At 70.3% G+C, this 20,850-nt stretch carries 15 protein-coding genes; 10 read left to right on the top strand and 5 right to left on the bottom strand.

Features of this window, described 5'->3' with window-relative positions; translation table 11 throughout:
• Positions 1-146: 146 nt before the first annotated feature.
• From FNH24_RS13695 to FNH24_RS13685, 3 genes are all read left to right on the top strand, one after another.
• Positions 147-728 carry a hypothetical protein gene (locus FNH24_RS13695; RefSeq protein WP_152362740.1) on the top strand — a complete coding sequence of 194 codons (582 nt, stop codon included), beginning with the start codon at positions 147-149 and terminating at the stop codon, positions 726-728.
• Positions 729-767: 39 nt separating this feature from the next.
• The gene (uvrB, locus tag FNH24_RS13690) at positions 768-2,867 is read left to right on the top strand and encodes an excinuclease ABC subunit UvrB (RefSeq protein WP_152362739.1); all 2,100 of its coding nucleotides are present in this window, start codon (positions 768-770) and stop codon (positions 2,865-2,867) included.
• Between the two features lie 406 nt (positions 2,868-3,273).
• Complete coding sequence (locus FNH24_RS13685; protein ID WP_152362738.1) at positions 3,274-4,284, top strand: TerC family protein; 1,011 nt, start codon at positions 3,274-3,276, stop codon at positions 4,282-4,284.
• Positions 4,285-4,352: 68 nt separating this feature from the next.
• On the opposite strand, the gene FNH24_RS13680 is transcribed toward FNH24_RS13685, so the two are convergent.
• The gene (locus FNH24_RS13680) at positions 4,353-4,676 is read right to left on the bottom strand and encodes an ArsR/SmtB family transcription factor (RefSeq protein ID WP_152362737.1); all 324 of its coding nucleotides are present in this window, start codon (positions 4,674-4,676) and stop codon (positions 4,353-4,355) included.
• Positions 4,677-4,766: 90 nt separating this feature from the next.
• On the opposite strand from FNH24_RS13680, the gene FNH24_RS13675 reads away from it, so the two are divergent.
• Complete coding sequence (locus tag FNH24_RS13675; protein WP_152362736.1) at positions 4,767-5,948, top strand: MFS transporter; 1,182 nt, start codon at positions 4,767-4,769, stop codon at positions 5,946-5,948.
• Here the strand turns inward: FNH24_RS13675 and FNH24_RS13670 are convergent.
• Positions 5,940-6,692: a metallophosphoesterase family protein gene (locus FNH24_RS13670; RefSeq protein WP_152362735.1), complete on the bottom strand. Its 753-nt coding sequence runs from the start codon at positions 6,690-6,692 to the stop codon at positions 5,940-5,942. The genes FNH24_RS13675 and FNH24_RS13670 overlap by 9 nt on opposite strands.
• A 127-nt stretch (positions 6,693-6,819) precedes the next feature.
• On the bottom strand, positions 6,820-9,171 hold the full coding sequence (lon, locus tag FNH24_RS13665; RefSeq protein WP_152362734.1) for an endopeptidase La: 2,352 nt from the start codon (positions 9,169-9,171) through the stop codon (positions 6,820-6,822).
• A gap of 302 nt (positions 9,172-9,473) precedes the next feature.
• Between lon and FNH24_RS13660 the strand changes: the two genes are divergently transcribed.
• From FNH24_RS13660 to FNH24_RS13640, 5 genes are all read left to right on the top strand, one after another.
• Positions 9,474-12,743, top strand: coding sequence for a S8 family peptidase (locus tag FNH24_RS13660; protein WP_161606130.1), 3,270 nt, complete (start codon positions 9,474-9,476; stop codon positions 12,741-12,743).
• Positions 12,744-12,838: 95 nt separating this feature from the next.
• The gene (locus FNH24_RS13655; protein WP_152362732.1) at positions 12,839-13,798 is read left to right on the top strand and encodes an aldo/keto reductase; all 960 of its coding nucleotides are present in this window, start codon (positions 12,839-12,841) and stop codon (positions 13,796-13,798) included.
• On the top strand, positions 13,795-14,616 hold the full coding sequence (locus FNH24_RS13650) for a cytidylate kinase family protein (protein ID WP_152362731.1): 822 nt from the start codon (positions 13,795-13,797) through the stop codon (positions 14,614-14,616). Before FNH24_RS13655 ends, FNH24_RS13650 begins: the two co-directional genes overlap by 4 nt.
• 109 nt (positions 14,617-14,725) lie before the next feature.
• Complete coding sequence (locus FNH24_RS13645) at positions 14,726-15,067, top strand: hypothetical protein (RefSeq protein WP_152362730.1); 342 nt, start codon at positions 14,726-14,728, stop codon at positions 15,065-15,067.
• Positions 15,068-15,149: 82 nt separating this feature from the next.
• Complete coding sequence (locus tag FNH24_RS13640) at positions 15,150-16,019, top strand: hypothetical protein (RefSeq protein WP_152362729.1); 870 nt, start codon at positions 15,150-15,152, stop codon at positions 16,017-16,019.
• Between the two features lie 14 nt (positions 16,020-16,033).
• Here FNH24_RS13640 and FNH24_RS13635 read toward each other — a convergent pair whose 3' ends face one another.
• On the bottom strand, positions 16,034-16,732 hold the full coding sequence (locus tag FNH24_RS13635) for an MBL fold metallo-hydrolase (RefSeq protein ID WP_425486892.1): 699 nt from the start codon (positions 16,730-16,732) through the stop codon (positions 16,034-16,036).
• A gap of 19 nt (positions 16,733-16,751) precedes the next feature.
• Complete coding sequence (locus FNH24_RS13630; RefSeq protein ID WP_161606129.1) at positions 16,752-17,489, bottom strand: maleylpyruvate isomerase family mycothiol-dependent enzyme; 738 nt, start codon at positions 17,487-17,489, stop codon at positions 16,752-16,754.
• Between the two features lie 91 nt (positions 17,490-17,580).
• Between FNH24_RS13630 and uvrA the strand changes: the two genes are divergently transcribed.
• Positions 17,581-20,739 (top strand): excinuclease ABC subunit UvrA, encoded by a 3,159-nt coding sequence (gene uvrA / locus FNH24_RS13625; protein ID WP_152362727.1) that lies wholly within the window; start codon positions 17,581-17,583, stop codon positions 20,737-20,739.
• The last annotated feature ends 111 nt before the right edge of the window (positions 20,740-20,850 follow it).

The following is a 20,850-nucleotide window of genomic DNA, read 5'->3' as shown; positions in this document are numbered from 1 at the left end:
CTGGCCAGCGCCGACCCGGAGGATCGTAGGTGACGCAGCAACCGGGAGGGAGGGGCCAACCGCCGCAACCGGGCTGGTCCGGTCCGCCGCCGGGTTGGGGCGCACCACCGCCCGTCAGACCGTCGAGCCGCCGCGGCGGCTCGACGGTGATCGCTCTCGTCACCATCGTTGTCGGGTTGTTGGCCGGCGTCGGTGTGGTCTTCCTCGTCTTCGGCGACAGTTTCGATGACATCCGGAAGCTGCTGCAGCCGATCGGAGCCTCGGGGCCCGGGGGGACGGTCGATCTCGGCCACGGCGTCACGGTGACGGTGCCGGACGGTTGGGCCATCGTGGATTCGACAGCGGAGGATTCGTCCTCGAAGAGGATGGAGCGCGGCTTGTCGATGGTCCTCGGCCACACGTCCACCAGCATGATCCTGGAGCCGGCTGAGCTCTGCGACAGCCAGATCCGAACCATGGCCGGGCAAGGAATCACCAACGCAACGTTCAGCGGCGCCAGCACCGTCCTGACTTCCGGCGGTGCGACGGCGGTGCAATGTGAGGTGACCGGAACGGCCACCGGAATGTTCGGATCCGGGCCGATCGGCCTGCGGTACGTCGTCGCCCGGACCGAGGACGGCCTCACCGGAGCGCTGTCGCTGCACTACAAACCCGGGTCGACCAAGGATCAGACGCTGCAGGACTACGACGCCATGGTCGACTCGATGTGGAAGTCGATGCTCGACTGAACCGGGCCACTGTCGGTGCCGGGTCGTAGGCTCTCCAGCATGCGTCCGCTCGACGACCTGATCCGTACCGTGGCACCGTTCAAGGTGCATGCCGACTTCGAGCCCGGCGGCGACCAGCCGACGGCGATCGCCGACCTGGAGCGCCGGATTCGCGCCGGGGAGCAGGATGTCGTGCTCCTCGGCGCCACCGGCACCGGCAAGACGGCCACGGTGTCCTGGCTGGCCGAGCGGGTGCAGCGGCCGGTGCTGGTGATGCAGCCGAACAAGACCCTGGCGGCCCAGTTCGCCAACGAGTTGCGGCAGTTCTTCCCGAAGAACGCGGTGGAGTATTTCGTCTCGTACTACGACTACTACCAACCCGAGGCGTACGTCCCGCAGACCGACACCTACATCGAGAAGGACTCCTCGCTCAACGAGGAGGTCGAGCGGCTGCGGCACTCGGCCACCAACTCGTTGCTGACCCGGCGGGACGTGGTCGTGGTCGCCACCGTGTCCGCCATCTACGGCCTGGGCAGCGCGGAGACGTACCTCAACCGGATGGTCCAGCTCCGGGTCGGGCAGGAGATCGAGCGTGACTCGCTGCTGCGCAAGCTGGTCGGCGTGCAGTATGTCCGCAACGACCTGGCCGGCACCCGCGGCACCTTCCGGGTCCGCGGCGACACCCTCGAGGTGTTCCCGAAGTACGAGGAGATGGCGGTCCGGGTCGAGTTCTTCGGTGACGAGATCGAGGCCCTGTCGACGATGCACCCGCTGACCGGCGAGGTGATCTCGGAGGACCAGGAGGTCTTCCTGATGCCGGCCAGCCACTATGTCGCCGGGCCGGAACAGATGGAGCACGCGATCGTCCGGATCGAGGCCGAGCTGGGCGAGCGACTGGCCGAGCTGGAGCAGCAGAACAAGCTGCTCGAGGCGCAGCGGCTGCGGATGCGGACCAGCTACGACATCGAGATGATGCGCCAGATCGGCACCTGCTCCGGGATCGAGAACTACTCCCGGCACATGGACGGCCGCGGCCCGGGCGAGGCGCCCAACTGTCTGCTCGACTACTTCCCCGAGGACTTCCTGCTGGTGGTCGACGAATCGCACGTCACCATTCCGCAGATCGGCGGGATGTACGAGGGCGACGCCTCGCGGAAGCGGACCCTGGTCGAGCACGGCTTCCGGCTGCCCAGCGCGATGGACAACCGGCCGCTGCGGTTCGAGGAGTTCGTCGAACGGATCGGCCAGACGGTCTATCTGTCGGCGACCCCGGGCGACTACGAGATGGCCCGCTCGGACGGCTTCGTCGAGCAGCTGATCCGGCCCACCGGACTGGTCGACCCGGAGGTGGTGATCAAGCCGACCCAGGGGCAGATCGACGACCTGATGGGGGAGATCAAGGTCAGGTCCGAGAAGTCGGAGCGGGTCCTGGTCACCACCCTGACCAAGAAGATGGCCGAGGACCTGACCGACTATCTGCTGGAGAACGGGATCAAGACCCGGTATCTGCACTCCGAGGTCGACACCCTGCAACGGATCGAGCTGCTCCGGGGCCTGCGGATGGGCGCGTTCGACGTGCTGGTCGGGATCAACCTGCTCCGCGAGGGCCTCGACCTACCCGAGGTGTCGCTGGTCGCGATCCTGGACGCCGACAAGGAAGGCTTCCTGCGCAGCTCCAAGAGCCTGATCCAGACCATCGGCCGGGCCGCCCGTAACGTGTCGGGCGAGGTGCACATGTACGCGGACAAGATCACCGACTCGATGGCCGCGGCGATCGAGGAGACCAACCGCCGGCGGGAGAAGCAGGTCGCCTACAACAAGGCCAACGGCGTCGACCCGCAGCCGCTACGGAAGAAGATCGCCGACATCACCGACATGCTGGCCCGCGAGGACGCCGACACCGACGACCTGCTGTCCAAGCGCGGCGGACGCCGGCAGAAGGCCGCCGTCCCGACGCTGGGGATGGCGGCCGACCTGAGCGAGCGGGCGCGGGAGATCGCCGGTCTGCCCGCCGGGGAGCTGGCCGACCTGGTCCAGGACCTGACCGACCAGATGCACGTGGCCGCCGCCGATCTGCAGTTCGAGCTCGCCGCCCGGCTGCGCGACGAGATCTCGGACCTGAAGAAGGAACTGCGCCAGATGGTCGAGGCCAACCGCTGACCGATCACCGCACGCTCCCTGGAGCCTGCGCCGGTTTCGTTCCCTGAGCCTGTCGAAGGGCGGTGCTGGTCCCGTTCCCTGAGCCTGTCCTGGGCAGGCCGGATTCGCCGTGACCTCGCCCACAATCCGGGACGGTTCGGAATAGCCCCCTGGCACGCCGCGCTCTAGTTCTTGACGGCGATTCTGCGGAACGGCGGGCCGGCCAGATTTCCCAGGCTCGGGTGGCTCCTGCAAGAATCGCAGTCCGGAGGGGAGTATTCCCACGCGGTGGCATCGTCACCACGGTGGACGGCGTATCGCAGTGTCGGCGAGACGACGGCCCCCGGTTCCCCGGCCGGTTCAACCCGGTGGAAGAGACCTCCGAGACGCTGACTGACCCCCAAGCCCGAGTCTCGGAAGGTTCCGCATGGACGTTCACCTGTATGCCTGGATCATCACGGTCGCGGTGACGGTGGCGATCCTGGCGCTCGACGTCTTCGTGATCGGCCGCCGCCCGCACGAACCGTCGATGAAGGAAGCGGGCATCTTCATCGCGATCTACATCGCGCTGGCGGTCATCTTCGGGCTCGCGATCTGGGGCATCTCCGGACCGCAGTACGCGGGGGAGTTCTTCGCCGGCTGGCTGACCGAATACAGCCTGTCGATCGACAACCTGTTCATCTTCATCATCATCATGGGCGCATTGAAGGTGCCGCGGCATCTGCAGCAGTTCGCCCTGATGGTGGGCATCGTCCTGGCGCTGGTCTTCCGCGGCATCTTCATCGCCCTCGGCGCCGTCGTGATCGACGCGTTCGCCGGCGTGTTCTTCCTCTTCGGCGCGTTCCTGATCTTCACCGCGGTCAAGCTGGTGATCGACTACCGCAATCACGACGACGACAACGAGGCGCCCGACAACATCGCCATGCGCTGGGTGAAGCGGCGGATCCCGTCCACCACGGAGTTCCACGGGACCCGGGTGGTGCCGCGGATCGACGGCCGCCGGATGGCCACCCCGATGCTGATGGTGATCATCGCGCTGGGCAGCACCGACCTGATGTTCGCGTTGGATTCGATCCCGGCGATCTACGGCCTGACCCAGGAGCCGTATCTGGTGTTCACCGCCAACGTGTTCGCGCTGATGGGCCTGCGGCAGCTCTACTTCCTGCTCGGCGGGCTGCTGCGCCGGCTGGTCTACCTGTCCCTCGGCCTGTCGGTGATCTTGGCCTTCATCGGCGTCAAGCTGTTGATGCACGCCCTGCACGCCACCCCGGTGCTGGCCTGGGTTGGCATCGACCCGCACCTGGTGCCGGAGATCCCGACCTGGCTGTCGCTGATGGTGATCATCGTGGTGCTGATCGTGACCACGGTGGCCAGCCTGATCAGGTCCCGCTGGGCCGACGACCACGCCCCGGCCGAGCCCGCCCAGGACCTCCGCTGACCCCCAACCCCGAGTTGTCAGACTTAGGGCACGCCAGAGCGTGCTCTAAGTCTGACAACTCGGGGTGTTCAGGGGTGGAGGATGGCGGTCAGGACGCCGGGGAAGCGGGCGTTCAGGTCTTCGGCGCGGAGGGTGACGAGGCGGCGGGTGCCTTCGGTCCGCATCGCGATCACGCCGGCGAGTCGGAGCACCCTCAGATGATGGGTCCGGGTGGACTTGTTGATCCCGAGCGGGATCTCGCCGCAGGCGACGCCGGCGTCCGCGTGGGGATGCGCCGCCAACTGCCGGATCATCGACAGCCGCACCGGGTCGGCCAGCGCGCGCAGCACCTCGTCGATGCTGATCTCCGCCCGTTCCGGCGCGTCGATCGGCTCGTCCGACGTTCTGCTCATGCCCGCGATTGTACGACCGCGATGGAAGTTTGATCCAGATCGTATTACGATCGCCATCGAACTAACTTCGGTGCGCGTTTCGAGGGGCTCATGACACCACGTCTCTATCTGCTGGCCGCCGGTACGTTCACGATCGGCACCACGGCCTACCTGATCACCAGCCTGCTGCCGGCGATCAGCGCCGAGCTCGGGGTCAGTCAGGCCGTCGCGGGGCAGCTGTCGACGACCTTTGCGCTGGCGTACGCGATCAGTGCGCCGATCGTCGCCACCGTCACCGGCCGCTGGAATCGGCGCACTCTGCTGGTGGTCGCCCTGCTGACCACGGTGGCCGGCAACCTGATCTCCGCGGCCGCGCCCAGCTTCGCGATCCTGGCCACCGGCCGGGTCGTCGCGGCGATCGGCGCGGCGGCCTTCACTCCGACCGCGACGCTGGTCGCCGCGGGCCTGCTGCCCGAACGCCGCGGCCGCGCGGTCGCCATCGTGTTCGGCGGGCTGACCCTCGCGATGGCTGCCGGGGTGCCGGCCGGCGGGTTGCTGGCACCGCTGCTCGGCTTCCGTGGGGTGCACGTCGCCGTCGCCGCCCTCGGCCTGGTGATCGCGCTGGCCGTGGCCCGGGTGGTGCCGTCCGTTCCGGCGCCGGCCGCGGCCGGGGTCGGGATGCGGGAGCGGCTGCGGGTCGCCGCCGACCCGCGGGCGCTGGCCGTGCTGGCGATGAGCGTGATCGGAGTGGTCGCCGCGATGACGACCTACACCTACCTGGTGCCCTTCCTCGGCGCGGTGACCCAGGTGCACGGCTTGACGGTGATCATCCTGCTCGTCACCTACGGCGTGGGGGCCATGATCGGCAACACCCTCGGCGGCCGCGCCACCGACCGCTTCGGCACCCGGACCGTGCTGCTGGCGGTGCTGATCGGGTTCACGGTGCTGGTCGTGTTTCTCCCGCTCGCGGCGAGGTCGGTGATCGGAGCCGGGATCCTGCTGTTGCTCTGGGGCCTGTTCGGCTGGGCGTTCAACCCGCCCGTGCAGACGCTGCTGGTCGAGATCAGCGGCCCGCGCGCCGGACTGTTGATCTCGCTCAACGCCTCGGCGATCTATCTCGGCAGTGGCATCGCCGGCGGCCTCGGCGGCCTGGTGATCGGGGTCGCCGGGGCCGGGGTGCTGCCGTACGTCTCGGCGGGGCTGGGTGTGCTCGGCCTGGTGATCGGGATCGTGACGGTGTTGCGGCGGGAGCGGGTCCCGGCGCGGCAGCGCGCCGGCGTGGGCTCAGGATGACTCGGTGCGCGGGCGCATCGCCGCCAGGGCCTCCAGGTCGCTGATCGCGCCGGTCAGATAGGTCTCGGCCCAGCCGGCCACCCCGGGATAGGCGGACTCGCGGACCACCCGGTCGATCACCGCGGCCGGGTCGGTCGCGGTCCGGCGGAGCGAGATCTGCCCGTCCCGGAGCAGGGCCCAGGCGCCGCCGGCGGTGCCGTACGGCATCCCGACGCTGCCCGGATTGATCACCGTGCGCCGATCGACCAGCCGGACGTACGGCATGTGGGTGTGGCCGCAGACGACGAACCGGATCTCGCGGCCGAGCTCTCCCAGCACCGTCATCCACCGGTCCACCGGCGAATCGACCAGCACCACCTCGTCGTCGTCCCGCGGCGTGCCGTGACAGAACACGACGGCGCCGAATCCGGCCAGCTCCAGCGTGACCGGATGGGGGAGCGCGGCCAGCCGTTCGAGCTGGTCGGCCCGGAGCACCGAGCCGGCCCAGAGCGATTCCGGATAGCCCCGCGGATCGGGAGTGTGGGCCAGGGCGACCACCTCGCGGTCGGCGTTGCCGCGGACCAGGATCACCCGGTCCCCGAGCCCGGCGAGCAGGTCGAGCACCTCGACCGGCTGCGGCCCGGCGACATGATCACCGGTGATCACGATCTTGTCCGCCGCGACGACGTCGGGCTCGGCCAGGATCGCCTCCAGCACCGGCAGCACGCCGTGGATGTCGGACAGGACCGCGACCTGATTCAGCATCCCGCCATCCTGGACGCGGCCCGGCGTCGCGGTCGAGCACCTTCGCCGACAGCAGACCCCAGCCGACTCGTCAGAACCAGCTGGCTCGAGCAGCACCAGGTCTGACAAGTCGGCTGGGGTGGGTGGATCAGGCGGCGGCTGCCACTGTTCCGGCGGTCTGGGCCGGCTCGATCGCCGCGGCGACCAGGTCGGCCACATCGGTGGTCAGCCGGATCTCGATGGCGTCGCGGACCTCGGCCGGGACGTCGTCCAGGTCGGGTTCGTTGCGTTGCGGCAGGAACACGGTGGTCAGGCCGGCCCGTTGCGCGGCGAGCAACTTCTGCTTCACCCCGCCGATCGGCAGCACCCGACCGTTCAGCGTGACCTCGCCGGTCATCCCGACGTCGGACCGGACCGGTCGCCCGGTCGCCATCGAGGTGATCGCGGTGACCATGGTGACGCCCGCGGACGGGCCGTCCTTCGGCACCGCGCCGGCCGGCACGTGGATGTGGATCTGCCGGTCCAGCACGGACAGGTCGGCGATGCCCAGCTCGGTGGCGTGCGCGCGGACGTAGGACAGCGCGATCTGGGCCGACTCCTTCATCACGTCACCCAGTTGCCCGGTCAGGGTCAGGCCGCTCTTGCCGTCGACCGCCCCGGCCTCGATGTAGAGCACGTCGCCGCCGAGACCGGTCACCGCCAGTCCGGTCGCGACGCCCGGCACCGAGGTCCGCTCATGCGACTCCGGGGTGAACCGCGGCCGGCCCAGGAAGTCCCGGAGGTCGGCCAGGTCGATGATCAACTTCTGCGGTTCCCCCTCGTTCTCCGGGGCCTCGGCATCGGCCAGCTTGGTTGTCGCCTTGCGCAGCGCCTTGGCCAGCAGCCGCTCCAGCTGCCGTACTCCGGGCTCCCGGGTGTAGTCGGCGGCGATCTCCCGGATCGCGTCGTCGGTCAGGTCCACCTCGTCGGCGGTCAGCCCGGCCAGCTCCCGCTGTCGCGGCAGCAGGAAGTCCCGGGCGATCGCGATCTTGTCGTCGGCCGTGTAGCCGTCGAGCGTGATCAACTCCATCCGGTCCAGCAACGGCTGCGGGATGTTCTCGATCACGTTCGCCGTGGCCAGGAAGATCACGTCGGACAGGTCAAGATCGAAATCCAGGTAGTGATCACGGAAGGTGTGGTTCTGCGCCGGGTCGAGCACCTCCAGCAGGGCGGCACTCGGGTCGCCCCGATAGTCCGAGCCGACCTTGTCGATCTCGTCCAGCAGGATCACCGGGTTCATCGAGCCGGCCTCGCCGATCGCCCGGACCAGCCGGCCCGGCAGCGCGCCGACGTAGGTCCGCCGGTGACCCCGGATCTCGGCCTCGTCCCGGACACCGCCGAGGGCGACCCGGACGAACTTCCGGCCCAGCGCCCGCGCGATCGATTCGCCGAGCGAGGTCTTGCCGACTCCGGGCGGGCCGGCCAGTGCCAGCACCGCGCCCGAGCCGCGGCCGCCGACCACGGACAGGCCGCGGTCGGCCCGCCGAGCCCGGACCGCCAGGTATTCGACGATCCGCTCCTTGACGTCGGCCAGGCCGTGATGATCATCGTCCAGCACCCGCCGGGCCCCGGCCAGGTCGGTCGAGTCGGTGGTGATCACGCTCCACGGCAGCTCCAGCACCGTGTCCAGCCAGGTCCGGATCCAGCCCGCCTCCGGGCTCTGGTCGCTGGAGCGCTCCAGCTTGCCGACCTCACGCAGCGCCGCGGTGCGGACCGCGTCCGGCAGCTCGGCCGCCTCGACCCGGGACCGGTAGTCCTCGGCGCCGTCCGGCTCGTCCTCGCCCAGCTCCTTGCGGATCGCGTTGAGTTGCTGCCGGAGCAGGAACTCGCGCTGGCTCTTCTCCATCCCCTCGCGGACGTCGTCGGCGATCTTGTCGTTCACCTCGACCTCGGCCAGATGGTCCTTGGTCCACTCGATCAGCGCGGTGAGCCGCTCCGCGACGGCCGGCGTCTCGAGCAGTTGCCGCTTCTGCTCGTCGGTCAGGTACGAGGCGTAGCCGGCCAGGTCGGCCAGCGCCGACGGATCGGTCACCCGGTTGACGGTGTCGATCACCTGCCAGGCGTCCCGCCGCTGCAGGCTCGCCACGACCAGCGACCGGTAGTCGCCGGCCAGCGTCCGGATCTCTTCGGTGTCGCTGTCTTCCTCGGGCAGTTCCTCGGCCTCGACCCAGAGCGCGGCGCCCGGCCCGGACACCCCGGAGCCGATCCGGGCCCGGCGTTCGGCCCGCAGCACGGCCGCCGGCTCGCCGGTCTGCAGGCGTCCGGTCTGCACGATCGTCGCCACGACGCCGTAGGAGGCGTACCGGTCGTCGAGCCGCGGGGCCACCAGCAGATGCCCGTCGCTGCTCGCCCGCGCGGTGTCGATCGCGGCCCGCGTGCTGTCGTCGAGCTCGATCGGGACGACCATGCCGGGCAGCACGACGAGGTCGTTGAGGAACAGAACAGGGAGTTGCTTCGACATTGTTTTCAGCCTCCAGTCATCAAAGGCGCTCGTGAACGAGAAGTTGAGCGTCATTGGCTCAAGGCATTCACAGCCGGGTTTCTTCCGGGCGTTCTCCATCAGCGAACACGCGGCGAGTCACCGCCGACCCGCGGGCCGGAGGGCCGGTGCCGACGATTCCCGGCCAACCGGTGAAACAGTGGCTGGGGTTCGAGCCATGTACGAGCTGTGACCGCGGGGGACCACGACCCGCCCGGGCGCGCCCGATCCTGACCCGACGACCGACGATGGGACTTCTTGTGCGGACGAAGCCTCAGAGCCCGATGATCTTGGCGTTGCTGGTGCTAACCCTGGTGCTGACCGGGCTGACGATGACCGGTCCGACCGCTGCGGCCGACCCGGCACCACCGCCCTCCTCACCGGCACCGCCCTCCTCACCGGCACCGGCACCGGCACCGGACACGATCCGGGTGACCCTGATCACCGGCGACCGGGTCGACCTGAGTCGGGGCGTCGTGCGACTGACGCCGGGGCCGGGACGCGAGGGCGTCGGCTTCGCCGAGCGGAGGTCGGCGGACGGCCGGTTCACCGTGATCCCGGCCGACGCGCTGCCGCTGATCGGCTCCGGCCGGCTGGATCCGCGACTGTTCGACATCTCCCTGCTCCGTCGGGCCGGGTACGACGACACCCAGCGCCCGCACCTGCCGCTGATCGTCCGGTACGCCGGTGGCGCGGCCAAGCCGGGGCTCGGCCCGACCGAGGCCCGGGTCGGACGGGAGCTGGCCAGCATTCGCGGCACCGCGATCACCGCCGGCAAGAGCGGCGCGACCACCTTCTGGAACGAGCTCAAGGCCGGCCGGGCCGGCATCGAGAAGGTGTGGCTGGACGGTCCGGTCCGGCGGCAACTCGACCACAGCGTGCCGCAGATCGGTGCCCCGATCGCCTGGCGCGCCGGCTTCACCGGCCAGGGGGTCAAGGTCGCCGTCCTCGACACCGGCATCGACGAGAGCCACCCCGACCTCGACGACGCGGTCATCGAGGCCAAGGACTTCACCGACACCGGCGGTCCGACCGACATTGTCGGCCACGGCACCCACGTCGCCTCGATCATCACCGGCAGCGGCGACGCCTCGGACGGGAAATACCGAGGCGTGGCGCCGGACGCCCGGCTGCTGGTCGGCAAGGTCCTCGGCGACGACGGCTCCGGGTCGGAATCGCAGCTGATCGCCGGCCTGCAGTGGGCGGCGGCCGGCGCCCGGATCGTCAACCTCAGCCTCGGCGGCTGCGCGACCGACGGGACCGATCCGGTGTCCAAGGCGGTCGACTCGCTGACCGAGCAGCACGGCACGCTGTTCGTCGTCGCGGCCGGCAATCATCCGGCCTCGCCGGAGAGCTGCTTCCACGACGAACGGGTGTCCTCGCCCGCGACGGCGGACAGCGCGCTCGCGGTGGCCAGCGTGACCAGGGACGAGCAGCTGAGCGAGTTCTCCAACCTGGGCCCGCGGATCCGTGACGATGCCGTCAAGCCGGAGATCTCCGCTCCCGGCGACGAGATCGTCGCTGCCAAGGCGACCGGAGGCCAGGGCGCGACCGAGTATTACGTCAGCCAATCCGGTACGTCGATGGCGGCGCCGCACGTGGCCGGCGCGGCCGCGCTGCTGGCCCAGCAACACCCGGACTGGCGCGCGGCGGAGCTCAAGGCGGCCCTGATGGCGTCGGCGAAACCGAACCCCGAGCTCGACGTCTTCCAGCAGGGCGCGGGCCGGGTCGACCTGACCCGGGCGATCAAGCAGACCGTGCTGCCCGAGCCGGCCGCGTTGAGCTTCGGCCTGGCCGAATGGCCGCACCAGGACGACAAGCCGCGAGCCCAGCAGCTGACGTACCGCAACACCTCGGCGACCCCGCTGACGCTCGACCTGGCGATCGCCGGAGACGCTCCGGCCGGACTGTTCGCGGTCAGCCCGTCGCGGATCCAGGTCGCGGCCGGCGCGACGGCGAGCGTCTCGGTCACCGCGGACACCCGGGTGAAGTCCGCCGACGGACTGTTCGGCGCCTGGGTCACCGCGAAGGACGGCGACGCGCTGGTCGCCCGCAGCCCGATCGGGATGCACAAGGAGGTCGAGTCGTACGACCTCACGATCAAGGCCCTGGACCGGGCGGGAAAACCGGCGGCGACCCCGGTCCACCTGTTGCGCCCCGACGACCGCGCGGCGCGGTCGGCCCAGCTCGACGGGAAGCCGTTCACGGTCCGGCTGCCGGCCGGGACGTACGATCTCACCGCTCCGATCGCCACCGACCAACCCGAACCGTCGCCGGACAGCCTGACCCTGGTCGCCCGGCCCGAGCTGAAACTGACCCAGGACACCGAGGTCGTGCTCGACGCGCGCGACGGCCGGCCGGTGCGGGCCGTGGTGGACAGCAAGACCGCGAAGCGCAGCGGCACGCCGGCGGTCTGGGTCGACGTCGGCACGGAGTTCGCGCGGATCCGGGGCGGCGACGTCACCGAGCTCTACGCCACTCCGACCGGCACGGTGAAGAGCTATCCGTACCGGTTCGGCTTCGCCGGGGCGCTGACCGAGCCCGACTCGGCCGGGCAGCCGCCGCGCGGTTACGTCCTGGCCCGGAGCGTCAAGGGCCGGATTCCCAAGCCCACGTTCCGGTTCCGGGATGCCGCGCTCGCCACCGTACGCACCCACCTGCACGGCGAAGGCGTCGCGGTCGACCGCCCGGGGACGCTCACGGTCGCCGTCGCCGACGGTGACCACCGGATGCCGTTGGCGGTCGCGGTGCCGGGCCGGCGGATCGATCGCTACTCGGCCGGGGCCGATCTCACCTGGCTGAGCGAACTGGAGACCGACCAGGGTTTCGAGAACGACTTCGAGTCATCGGACGGTGTCGGCTATCGAGCGGGCCAGACGTACGACCGGCACTGGGGTCGGGCCGCGCTGGGGCCGGCGCTGGTGTCCGACTATGCGGAGGGGCGGCTGTGGGTGATCTCCCGGTTGTTCTCCGGCTCCTCGCCCGGCCATCACACCGGACTGCAGTCCTTCGACGGGATCGCCGCCCGCAACACGCTGAGCTGGGACGGCGAGGTGATCGAGACCAACGAGGATCCGGGCGGCGGCACGTTCCAGAAGCCGGATCCGCAGCAGGCCGCGACCTATCGCCTCAGCACCCGGGCGACCCGCGACGTGCCGTGGTCGACGCTGGCCACCCGGGTCGACGCCTCCTGGACCTTGGCCGGTCCGTTCGAGGACCATCGCCGGGTCTCCACGCTGACGGTCCGGGTGGCCGGCGACTTCGATCAGCTCAACCGGGCGCCGGTGGATCGGCCGTTCCCGCTCCGGCTGACGGTCGAGACCAGCCAGGGGACCAAACCGACGCCGGAGCAGGTCGCCCTGCGCGCCTCGTTCGACGACGGTGAGAGCTGGACCGACCTGACGCTGACCCGCGACGGCGACAGCTATCGCACCACCGTGCCGACCCCGCCGGCGAACGCGCGCTTCGTCTCCCTGCACGCCACGGCCGCCGCCGGCCGGGCGGCGGTGGAGCAGACCGTGATCAGGTCCTACGCCCTCGACCGCGGCGAGTGATCCTGGCCGGCGGCGACCCCTGGGAGGGTTTGGACCGGAGTCGGAAGGCTCGATTGGACCTGGCTCCGATGCCGGGGCCCGCTTAGGTTGACGGCATGGAATCACGAGACTTCGGACGACTGGGTACGGTCAGCGCGCTGACCCTGGGTGGCGGCGGGATCGGTGCGGTCTGGGGCCGGACCAGCCGCGAGGAATCGGTGGCGACCGTCCGGGCGGCGATCGACGCCGGCATCACGATGCTCGACCTGGCCCCGAGCTACGGCGAGGGACACGAGGCGGAGGTCGTGGCCGGCGAGGCGCTGCGGCAGAGCCCGGCGTCCGAGGTGTTGATCACGACCAAGATCGGATTGCCCGACGACAACGAGGACGATCTGCCGGCCCGGATGCGGCAGAGCCTGCGGGACAGCCTGGGCCGATTGGGCCGGGACCACTTGGACCTCTTCCTCTGGCACTCCCAGCTCCGGCCTGCGGACGACTCGGCGACCGCGCCGAACACGCTCGGCTGGCGGCGGTTCCGGGACGAGGTCGTACCGGAGTTCGTGAAGCTGCGCGAGGAAGGCCTGATCCGCGGCTGGGGGATCACCGGCGTCGGCCACCCCGACGCGGTGATCGAGACGTTGGGCACGGAGCCGCGGCCGGACGCGGCCCAGGTGGTGGTGAACGCCCTCGACCTGTCCGGCGACATGTGGGTGTTCGGCGACTCCGCCAAGCCCGCCAACGCGGAGATCGTGGCCGCGGCCGGTGCCGAATCCGTTTCGGTGATCGGGATCCGCGCGGTCTCGGCCGGCTCGCTGACCGACTCCGTCGACCGGGCGGTCGACGATGATTCCCCGGTCGCGGTCGATTTCGCCCGGGCCGAGGGATTCCGCCGGGTGGCGGCGGAGCTGGGGGAGTCCGCGGCGTCGCTGGCGCACCGGTACGCGCTCAGCGTGCCCGGCGTGGCCACGGTCGTGCTCGGCGTGAAGAACCGGACCGAACTCGCCGAATGTGTCGCGGCCGAGGCGCGCGGCCGGTTGACCGACGCGGAACTGGGGCTGATAAACCAGGTCCGGTGACCTCACCGGAACGGATCCTCTGGATCGGCGGGCTGACCGGCTCGGGAAAGACCACGACCGCGCGGCTGCTGGCCCGCCGGCACGGCTACCACTGGCACTCCAGCGACACCAGGACCTGGGACCACCGGGACCGGGCCATCGCCGCCGGCGACCCGGGCGCGATCGCCTGGGAGGCGCTCACCGTCGCCGAGCGGTCCGCGTTGTCGGTCGAAGATCAGGAGCGGCTCCGGCACGACCGCGGGCCGCTCACCCACGAGGACCTGGCCGCCCTGCCCGACACCCCGGCGGTGATCGCCGACGGCACTCCGTTCACGCCGGACCTGGTCGGCCCGGAGCCGCTCCGGCCGCCGGTGCACGCGGTCTGGCTGTTCGCCGCCGCCGAGACCCGGGCCACCCGGAACCGGGGTCGCGGCTGGGGCGGAGCCGGTGGCCCGTCGGATCTGCAGCGCGCCGATGAGCTTGCCGCGGCCGTCGACGCCGCCGGCGGCACCAAGATCATCACCACCGAGCACGGCTCGGCCCTGGACACGGTGGCCGAGATCGAACGGGTCTGCGCCGACTGGCTCGCTGACCAGCCCCGGGCCTCCGGCACGGAGCAGCGCCGGGCCCTGATCCGGGCCGGCAACGCCGCGATCGTCGGCCAGTATCGCGCAGGCCTGGCCCGTCCCTGGGCCACCACCGACCCGGCGACGGTCATCCGTGCGTACGACTGCGAATGCGCCGACCCCGCCTGCACCACCCTGCTCGACCTCCCCCTCACCACCTTCCCGACCCCCTTCACCGCCGACTCCCCACCCCTCCTGGCCCCCGGCCACTGAACCCCGAGTTGTCAGAAGCAGGGGACGCTATGGCGTGCCCTGCTTCTGACAACTCGGGGTCGGAGGGGGCTAGTGTCGGCTGTTCAGCCACGTTCGGGAGAGCATCACCATGAACCCTGATATCGATCGCGCGACGTTTCGGGCCCACGTCAGTCTGTCCCGGCAGCTGCTCGAGGACGGTGACCCGGCCGCGGCCGACGCCGAGGCCGAGCGTGGCGAACGGGTGGCCGAGCGCTGGGACGAATCGGGTCGGATCATCGATCTGCTCAAACCGCTGCTGGACGACACCGAGCCGGAATCGATGCGGTTCGCCGCGGCGTCGTACCTCTTCGAGCACGGCTACGACCAGGATGCGGTGCCGGTGTTGGAGTCCGTCCGCGACCACGGCGGCCCGACGGCCGCCGAGGCGCGGGCCCTGGTCGATCGATGGCGCCGCGATCAGGCTGACTGAATCCCGCCCCGGCCGCGGCTCGGCACGGCAGAATTGATCTTGCCGACCAGGGGGCTCGGCGAACTGCCGACGGGGTGATCCGATGACCGCACGCCTGCGCCCGCGCGCCGTGATTCCGCTGCTGTTCCTGATCATGATCACCGCGGCCTGTGCGCCACCCGCGACGGCGCCGGCGGATGAGGTGATGGCCGATCCGCCGACCGCGAGCCCGACCCGGGTCGCGACTCCGAGCGTGGCCGCATCGCCGACTCCCACCCCTTCGCCGACTCCGACCGCCCCGGCACCCGGCAGCCCGGGCACGACCTGCGGACCGATCGGGTACGGCCTGGTCGCGGTCGTGGCTCGCGGGCAGGCCGACTGCCCGACCGCGGTTGCGGTGCTGAAGAAGTTCGTCGGTGCCGACGGCACGGAGATCGGCCGGACCACCGACGTCGACGGCTGGGGCTGCTCGATCCTCGACGGCTCGCTGCCGGAAACGGCCTCGATCTACACCTTCGCGTACGAATGCGCGGTCAAGCAGACGTTGATCAAGGCCTGGCCGGCGGACAGCCCGTTGCCGCCGGGCACGCACCAGGAGGTGAAACACTTCGCCGGTGACTTCGTCCCGGGCGGCTACCTGTACTCCTTCTCGGTCGGGAAGTCGTTCAGCTGTCAGATCGTGCCGCCGCCCGACGACGGCCCGGGCTCGGTGCTCTGCTTCGGACAGTTGCCGGCGGACGCCAAGGCGCCGAAGGGGAAGGGGCCGGCCAACTCGGTCCAGCTCGAACGTGACCGGAAGGCCCGGTTCGTGAGCTCCGGAGATCCGCCGAATCAGCGGATCAGGGAACTGGCCCAGGGACAGGTGCTCGCCTTCTACGGCGTGGCCTGCGGCAGCGAATCCGGTCCTGCCGTCCGTTGCATCAACGGCGAGCACGAGTTCACGCTACGGCCGGGATCCGCCGAGCTGAGCTGACCGACGCCGGGCGCTCACCAACCGCGTGCGCGCCAGGAGGCCAGCTGCGGCCGCTCGACGGCCAGCGTGGTGTCGTCGCCGTGCCCGGGATGGACCACGGCCGGGTCGCCGAAGCCGCCGAAGATCTTGGACTCCAGGTCGTCCATCAGCGAGGCGAAGTCCTCCGGGCTGCCGGTCTTGCCCGGCCCGCCGGGAAACAGGCTGTCGCCGGTGAACAGGTGATCGACTTCGTCGGAGCCGCGATAGACCAGGGTGATCGAGCCCGGGGTGTGGCCGACCAGGCCGATCACCGCCAGCGACTCCTCGCCGAGGGCCACCACGTCGCCGTCCCAGACGCCGGTCAGGTTCTCCAGCCAGGCACCGGTCGCGATCGCGTCCAGGTCGGGCCGGCCGCAGACCAATTGCGCCTTCGTCGCCTCGGCGACGTCGGCCAATCCCTGCCAGTGGTCCTGGTGCCGGTGGGTGGTGACGATCACGTCCGGCGGCTGGTCGCCGATCAGTTCGAGCAGGCGCTCCGGCTCCGCGGCGGCGTCGATCAACACCGACCCGGTCCGGCCGCGCAGCAGATACGCGTTGTTGTCCATCGGCCCGACCGAGAGTTTGATCATGGTGACGGTGTCCGACAGTCGTACGGTGACCGGTGGTCCGCCGGCGGTGACGTGGTTCAGTCCGGCCATCGACGGACTCCCTTCCAGCTTGCTGATCAAGGACATCTTGATCAGTTCCTCATGATCAGAAGGCGGGCAGGGTGATCCCGTCGGCTCCGCTGAGGCCGTCGGTCCCGGCCCGGCCGGTCAACCAGCCGAGCAGCCGCGGCGCCGGCCCGTGCACCTCGCGGGCCTCCCCGGTGCTGCCGACGGCGACGGTCTCGCCGCCGTCGATGGTCAGGGACAGGCTCGGGAAGCCCTCCCGGGTCCGCAGCCGCAGCGAGCACCATTCGAGCAGCCAGCCGGCGACCGCGCCGTCGACGTCGTCGATCTCGTAGCCGATGTCGAGGTCGACATGATGCAGCACAACCTCGGTCAGCCGGGCCAGCGGCAGCAGCCGGGCCGGCGCCGTGCCGCCGCCGCGCAGGCTGACCGACTCCGACCACTTGCCGGCGCTGTCGACCTCCTCCATCCGTTCCCCGAGCCGCTCGGCGGCGGTGTCCAGGTCGATCTGCAGGTCCAGACCGGTCCGGCCCGATCCCTCCTCGATCTCGGCGTCGCGCTGCTCGTTCGACTCGTACATCTGACCGGGGGTGCCGCTGACCGCGCCGGTCAGCAACCGGCCGAGCGCATCGGCCTGCCGAGCGACGTGGGTCGCGACGTGGCCGCGGGTCCAGTCGGGCAGCCGGCTCGGGCCGCGCCAGTCCTCGTCGCTGACGGCGATGGTGTCGCCGAGCAGTTTGGCGGTCGCGGACGACATCATCCCGCGCAGAGTTTCCAGCTGTTCGGCGGCTGGATCACCAGGTGTGTCCGCGGAGCTCATGCGCAATAACCTACTGCCGCGCTCGGACTGTGGGACGCCGACTCCCGATTGAGCGACAACGAGATCCGGACTGTCAGTGGACCGGCATAGCATGACCGACGTGGCTGATCGACTGATGATCCGTGGTGCCCGAGAGCACAATCTGCGCAATGTCTCGCTGGACCTTCCGCGCGACGCGCTGATCGTGTTCACCGGCCTGTCCGGCTCCGGCAAGTCCAGTCTGGCCTTCGACACGATCTTCGCCGAGGGCCAGCGCCGCTATGTCGAGTCGCTGTCGGCCTACGCGCGGCAGTTCCTGGGGCAGATGGACAAGCCGGACGTCGACTTCATCGAGGGGCTGTCGCCGGCCGTCTCGATCGACCAGAAGTCGACCAACCGCAACCCGCGGTCGACCGTCGGCACCATCACCGAGGTGTACGACTACCTCCGACTGCTCTATGCCCGGGCCGGCCGGCCGCACTGCCCGCAGTGCGGTGAGCCGATCAGCCGGCAGTCGCCGCAGCAGATCGTCGACCGGCTGATGGATCTCGACGACGGCACCCGGTTCCAGGTCCTCGCGCCGGTGGTCCGCGGCCGCAAGGGGGAGTACGTCGAGCTGTTCCGGCAGCTGGCCGGCCAGGGGTTCGCCCGGGCCCGGGTGGACGGCGAGGCGGTGCAGCTGACCCAGCCGCCGACCCTGGACAAGCAGAAGAAGCATGCGATCGACGTGATCGTCGACCGGATCGCGGTCAAGGCGTCGGTGAAGCAGCGGCTGACCGACTCGGTGGAGACCGCGCTCGGGCTGGCCCAGGGCGTGGTGTCGATCGACTTCGTCGACCTCGATCCGAAGGATCCGCTGCGGGAGCGGCGCTACTCGGAGAAGATGGCGTGCCCCAACGAGCACGACATCGCGATCGAGGAGCTGGAGCCGCGGCAGTTCTCCTTCAACGCGCCGTGGGGCGCCTGCCCGACCTGCTCCGGCATCGGCACCCGGATGGAGGTCGACCCCGACCTGGTCGTGCCCGATCCGGAGAAGAGTCTGTCCGAGGGCGCGATCGCGCCGTGGTCGTCGGCGCACATCGCCGACTACTTCATCCGGTTGATCGACGCCCTGGCCGATCAGGCCGGTTTCAGCACCGACACGCCGTGGGGCGAGCTGCCGGCCCGGGTGACGAAGCTGCTGCTGCACGGCGTGCCGGGCCAGTTGCAGGTGCGCTACAAGAACCGGTACGGCCGGGAGCGCAGCTACAACGCCAAATACGAGGGTGTCATCTCCTACATCGAGCGGCGGCATGCCGAGGCGGAGAGCGACACGTCCCGGGAGCGGTTCGCCGGTTACATGCGGGAGGTGCCGTGCAACGCCTGCGGCGGCGCCCGGCTGAAGCCGTCGTCGCTGGCGGTGACGCTCGGCGGCAAGAACATCGCCGAGGTGTCGTCGCTGTCGATCGACGAGGCGGCCGACTTCCTGTCCCGGCTGGAGCTGACCGCTCGGGAGCGGCAGATCGCCGAGCGGGTGCTGAAGGAGATCAACGAACGGCTCCGGTTCCTGCTCGATGTCGGCCTCGACTACCTGTCGCTGAGCCGGCCCACCGGCAGCCTGTCCGGCGGCGAGGCGCAGCGGATCAGATTGGCCACCCAGATCGGGTCCGGCCTGGTCGGCGTGCTGTACGTGCTGGACGAGCCGAGCATCGGGCTGCACCAGCGGGACAACCGGCGGCTGATCGAGACCCTGGTCCGGCTGCGCGACCTGGGCAACACGCTGATCGTGGTCGAGCACGACGAGGACACGATCATGACCGCAGACTGGGCGGTGGACATCGGTCCGGGCGCGGGGGAGCACGGCGGCCACGTGGTCGTCTCCGGCACGGTCGAGGAGCTGCTGGCCAGCGAGGAGTCGCTGACCGGGGCCTACCTGTCCGGTCGCCGGGAGATCCCGCTGCCGGCCCGGCGCCGACCGCAGCTGGACGACCGCAAGATCACCGTGCACAACGCGGTCGAGCACAATCTGCGCGACATCACGGTCTCCTTCCCGCTGTCCCAGTTGATCGCCGTCACCGGTGTCTCCGGGTCGGGCAAGTCGACCCTGGTGAACTCGATCCTCTACACGTCGCTGGCCAAGCGCATCTACAACGCCCGCGACGTCCCCGGCCGGCACCGGACGATCACCGGCGCCGACCAGATCGACAAGGTGATCCACGTCGACCAGTCGCCGATCGGCCGCACCCCGCGGTCCAACCCGGCGACCTACACCGGGGTGTTCGACAGTGTCCGGAAGCTGTTCGCCGAGACGCCGGAGGCGAAGGTGCGCGGCTACCAGCCGGGTCGCTTCTCCTTCAACGTGAAGGGCGGCCGCTGCGAGAACTGCGCCGGCGACGGCACGATCAAGATCGAGATGAACTTCCTGCCGGACGTGTACGTGCCGTGCGAGGTGTGCCACGGTGCCCGGTACAACCGGGAGACGCTGGAGGTGCACTACAAGGGCAAGACCATCGCCGAGGTGCTGGACATGCCGATCGAGGAGGCGGTCGACTTCTTCGCCGCCCTGCCGTCGATCAACCGGCACCTGAAGACCCTGCTCGACGTCGGCCTCGGCTACGTCCGGCTCGGCCAGCCGGCGCCGACCCTGTCCGGCGGCGAGGCGCAGCGGGTGAAGCTGGCCAGCGAGCTGCAGAAGCGGTCCACCGGCCGCACCCTGTACGTGTTGGACGAGCCGACCACCGGCCTGCACTTCGAGGACATCCGGAAGCTGCTCGGCGTGCTCGGCCGGCTGGTCGACGCCGGCAACACGGTGGTCGTGATCGAGCACAACCTGGACGTGATCAAGACCGCCGACTGGATCATCGACATGGGCCCGGAGGGCGGCTCCCGCGGCGGCACGGTGATCGCCGAGGGCACCCCGGAGCAGGTCGCGGCCGACCCGGGCTCGCACACCGGCGGCTTCCTCTCCCGAATCCTCGACGGCCGGCACATCCCGGTCGCCGAGGCCCAACCGGACATCTTCGGGGCGGACGCCAAGCCGGCCAGCAACGGGCGCGCGGCGAGCACCAAGGCGGCCGCCGCCAAGGGCACGACCCGTCGGCCCGCCACGAAGGCCGCGACCAAGTCGACCGCGAAGACGGCGACCAAGACGGCATCGTCGCGGACGACCGCGACCGGAAACGGTCGTGCCGGCACCAAGACCGCCACCAAGAAGGCACCGGCGAAGAAGGCGGCAGCGAAGAAGGCCGCCGCCAAGAAGACGGTCGCCAAGAGGGCCGCCGCCAGGAAGTAGAGAAGTCCGGCTCTTGTAGTAGCACAGGTGTGCTAGTAGGGTTCGGGCCGTGGAATCACCGTCGCGCCATCAAGATTCGTCGTCGGCGCCCGCGACGAGCCGGGGAGTCGC

This window comes from Microlunatus speluncae (assembly GCF_009299835.1).
Classification (GTDB): Bacteria; Actinomycetota; Actinomycetes; order Propionibacteriales; family Propionibacteriaceae; genus Microlunatus; species Microlunatus speluncae.
This window is presented reverse-complemented; position numbering and strand designations above follow the sequence as displayed.

Bases quoted from the DNA above. Each gene is read 5' to 3' on its own strand.
- FNH24_RS13635 (WP_425486892.1), bottom strand. From the start codon at position 16,732: ATGTCCTTGATCAGCAAGCTGGAAGGGAGTCCGTCGATGGCCGGACTG.
- FNH24_RS13680 (WP_152362737.1), bottom strand. From the start codon at position 4,676: ATGAGCAGAACGTCGGACGAGCCGATCGACGCGCCGGAACGGGCGGAG.
- FNH24_RS13685 (WP_152362738.1), top strand. From the start codon at position 3,274: ATGGACGTTCACCTGTATGCCTGGATCATCACGGTCGCGGTGACGGTG.
- FNH24_RS13670 (WP_152362735.1), bottom strand. From the start codon at position 6,692: ATGCTGAATCAGGTCGCGGTCCTGTCCGACATCCACGGCGTGCTGCCG.
- FNH24_RS13655 (WP_152362732.1), top strand. From the start codon at position 12,839: ATGGAATCACGAGACTTCGGACGACTGGGTACGGTCAGCGCGCTGACC.
- lon (WP_152362734.1), bottom strand. From the start codon at position 9,171: ATGTCGAAGCAACTCCCTGTTCTGTTCCTCAACGACCTCGTCGTGCTG.
- FNH24_RS13640 (WP_152362729.1), top strand. From the start codon at position 15,150: ATGACCGCACGCCTGCGCCCGCGCGCCGTGATTCCGCTGCTGTTCCTG.
- FNH24_RS13630 (WP_161606129.1), bottom strand. From the start codon at position 17,489: ATGAGCTCCGCGGACACACCTGGTGATCCAGCCGCCGAACAGCTGGAA.
- uvrA (WP_152362727.1), top strand. From the start codon at position 17,581: ATGACCGACGTGGCTGATCGACTGATGATCCGTGGTGCCCGAGAGCAC.
- uvrB (WP_152362739.1), top strand. From the start codon at position 768: ATGCGTCCGCTCGACGACCTGATCCGTACCGTGGCACCGTTCAAGGTG.
- FNH24_RS13645 (WP_152362730.1), top strand. From the start codon at position 14,726: ATGAACCCTGATATCGATCGCGCGACGTTTCGGGCCCACGTCAGTCTG.
- FNH24_RS13660 (WP_161606130.1), top strand. From the start codon at position 9,474: ATGATCTTGGCGTTGCTGGTGCTAACCCTGGTGCTGACCGGGCTGACG.
- FNH24_RS13675 (WP_152362736.1), top strand. From the start codon at position 4,767: ATGACACCACGTCTCTATCTGCTGGCCGCCGGTACGTTCACGATCGGC.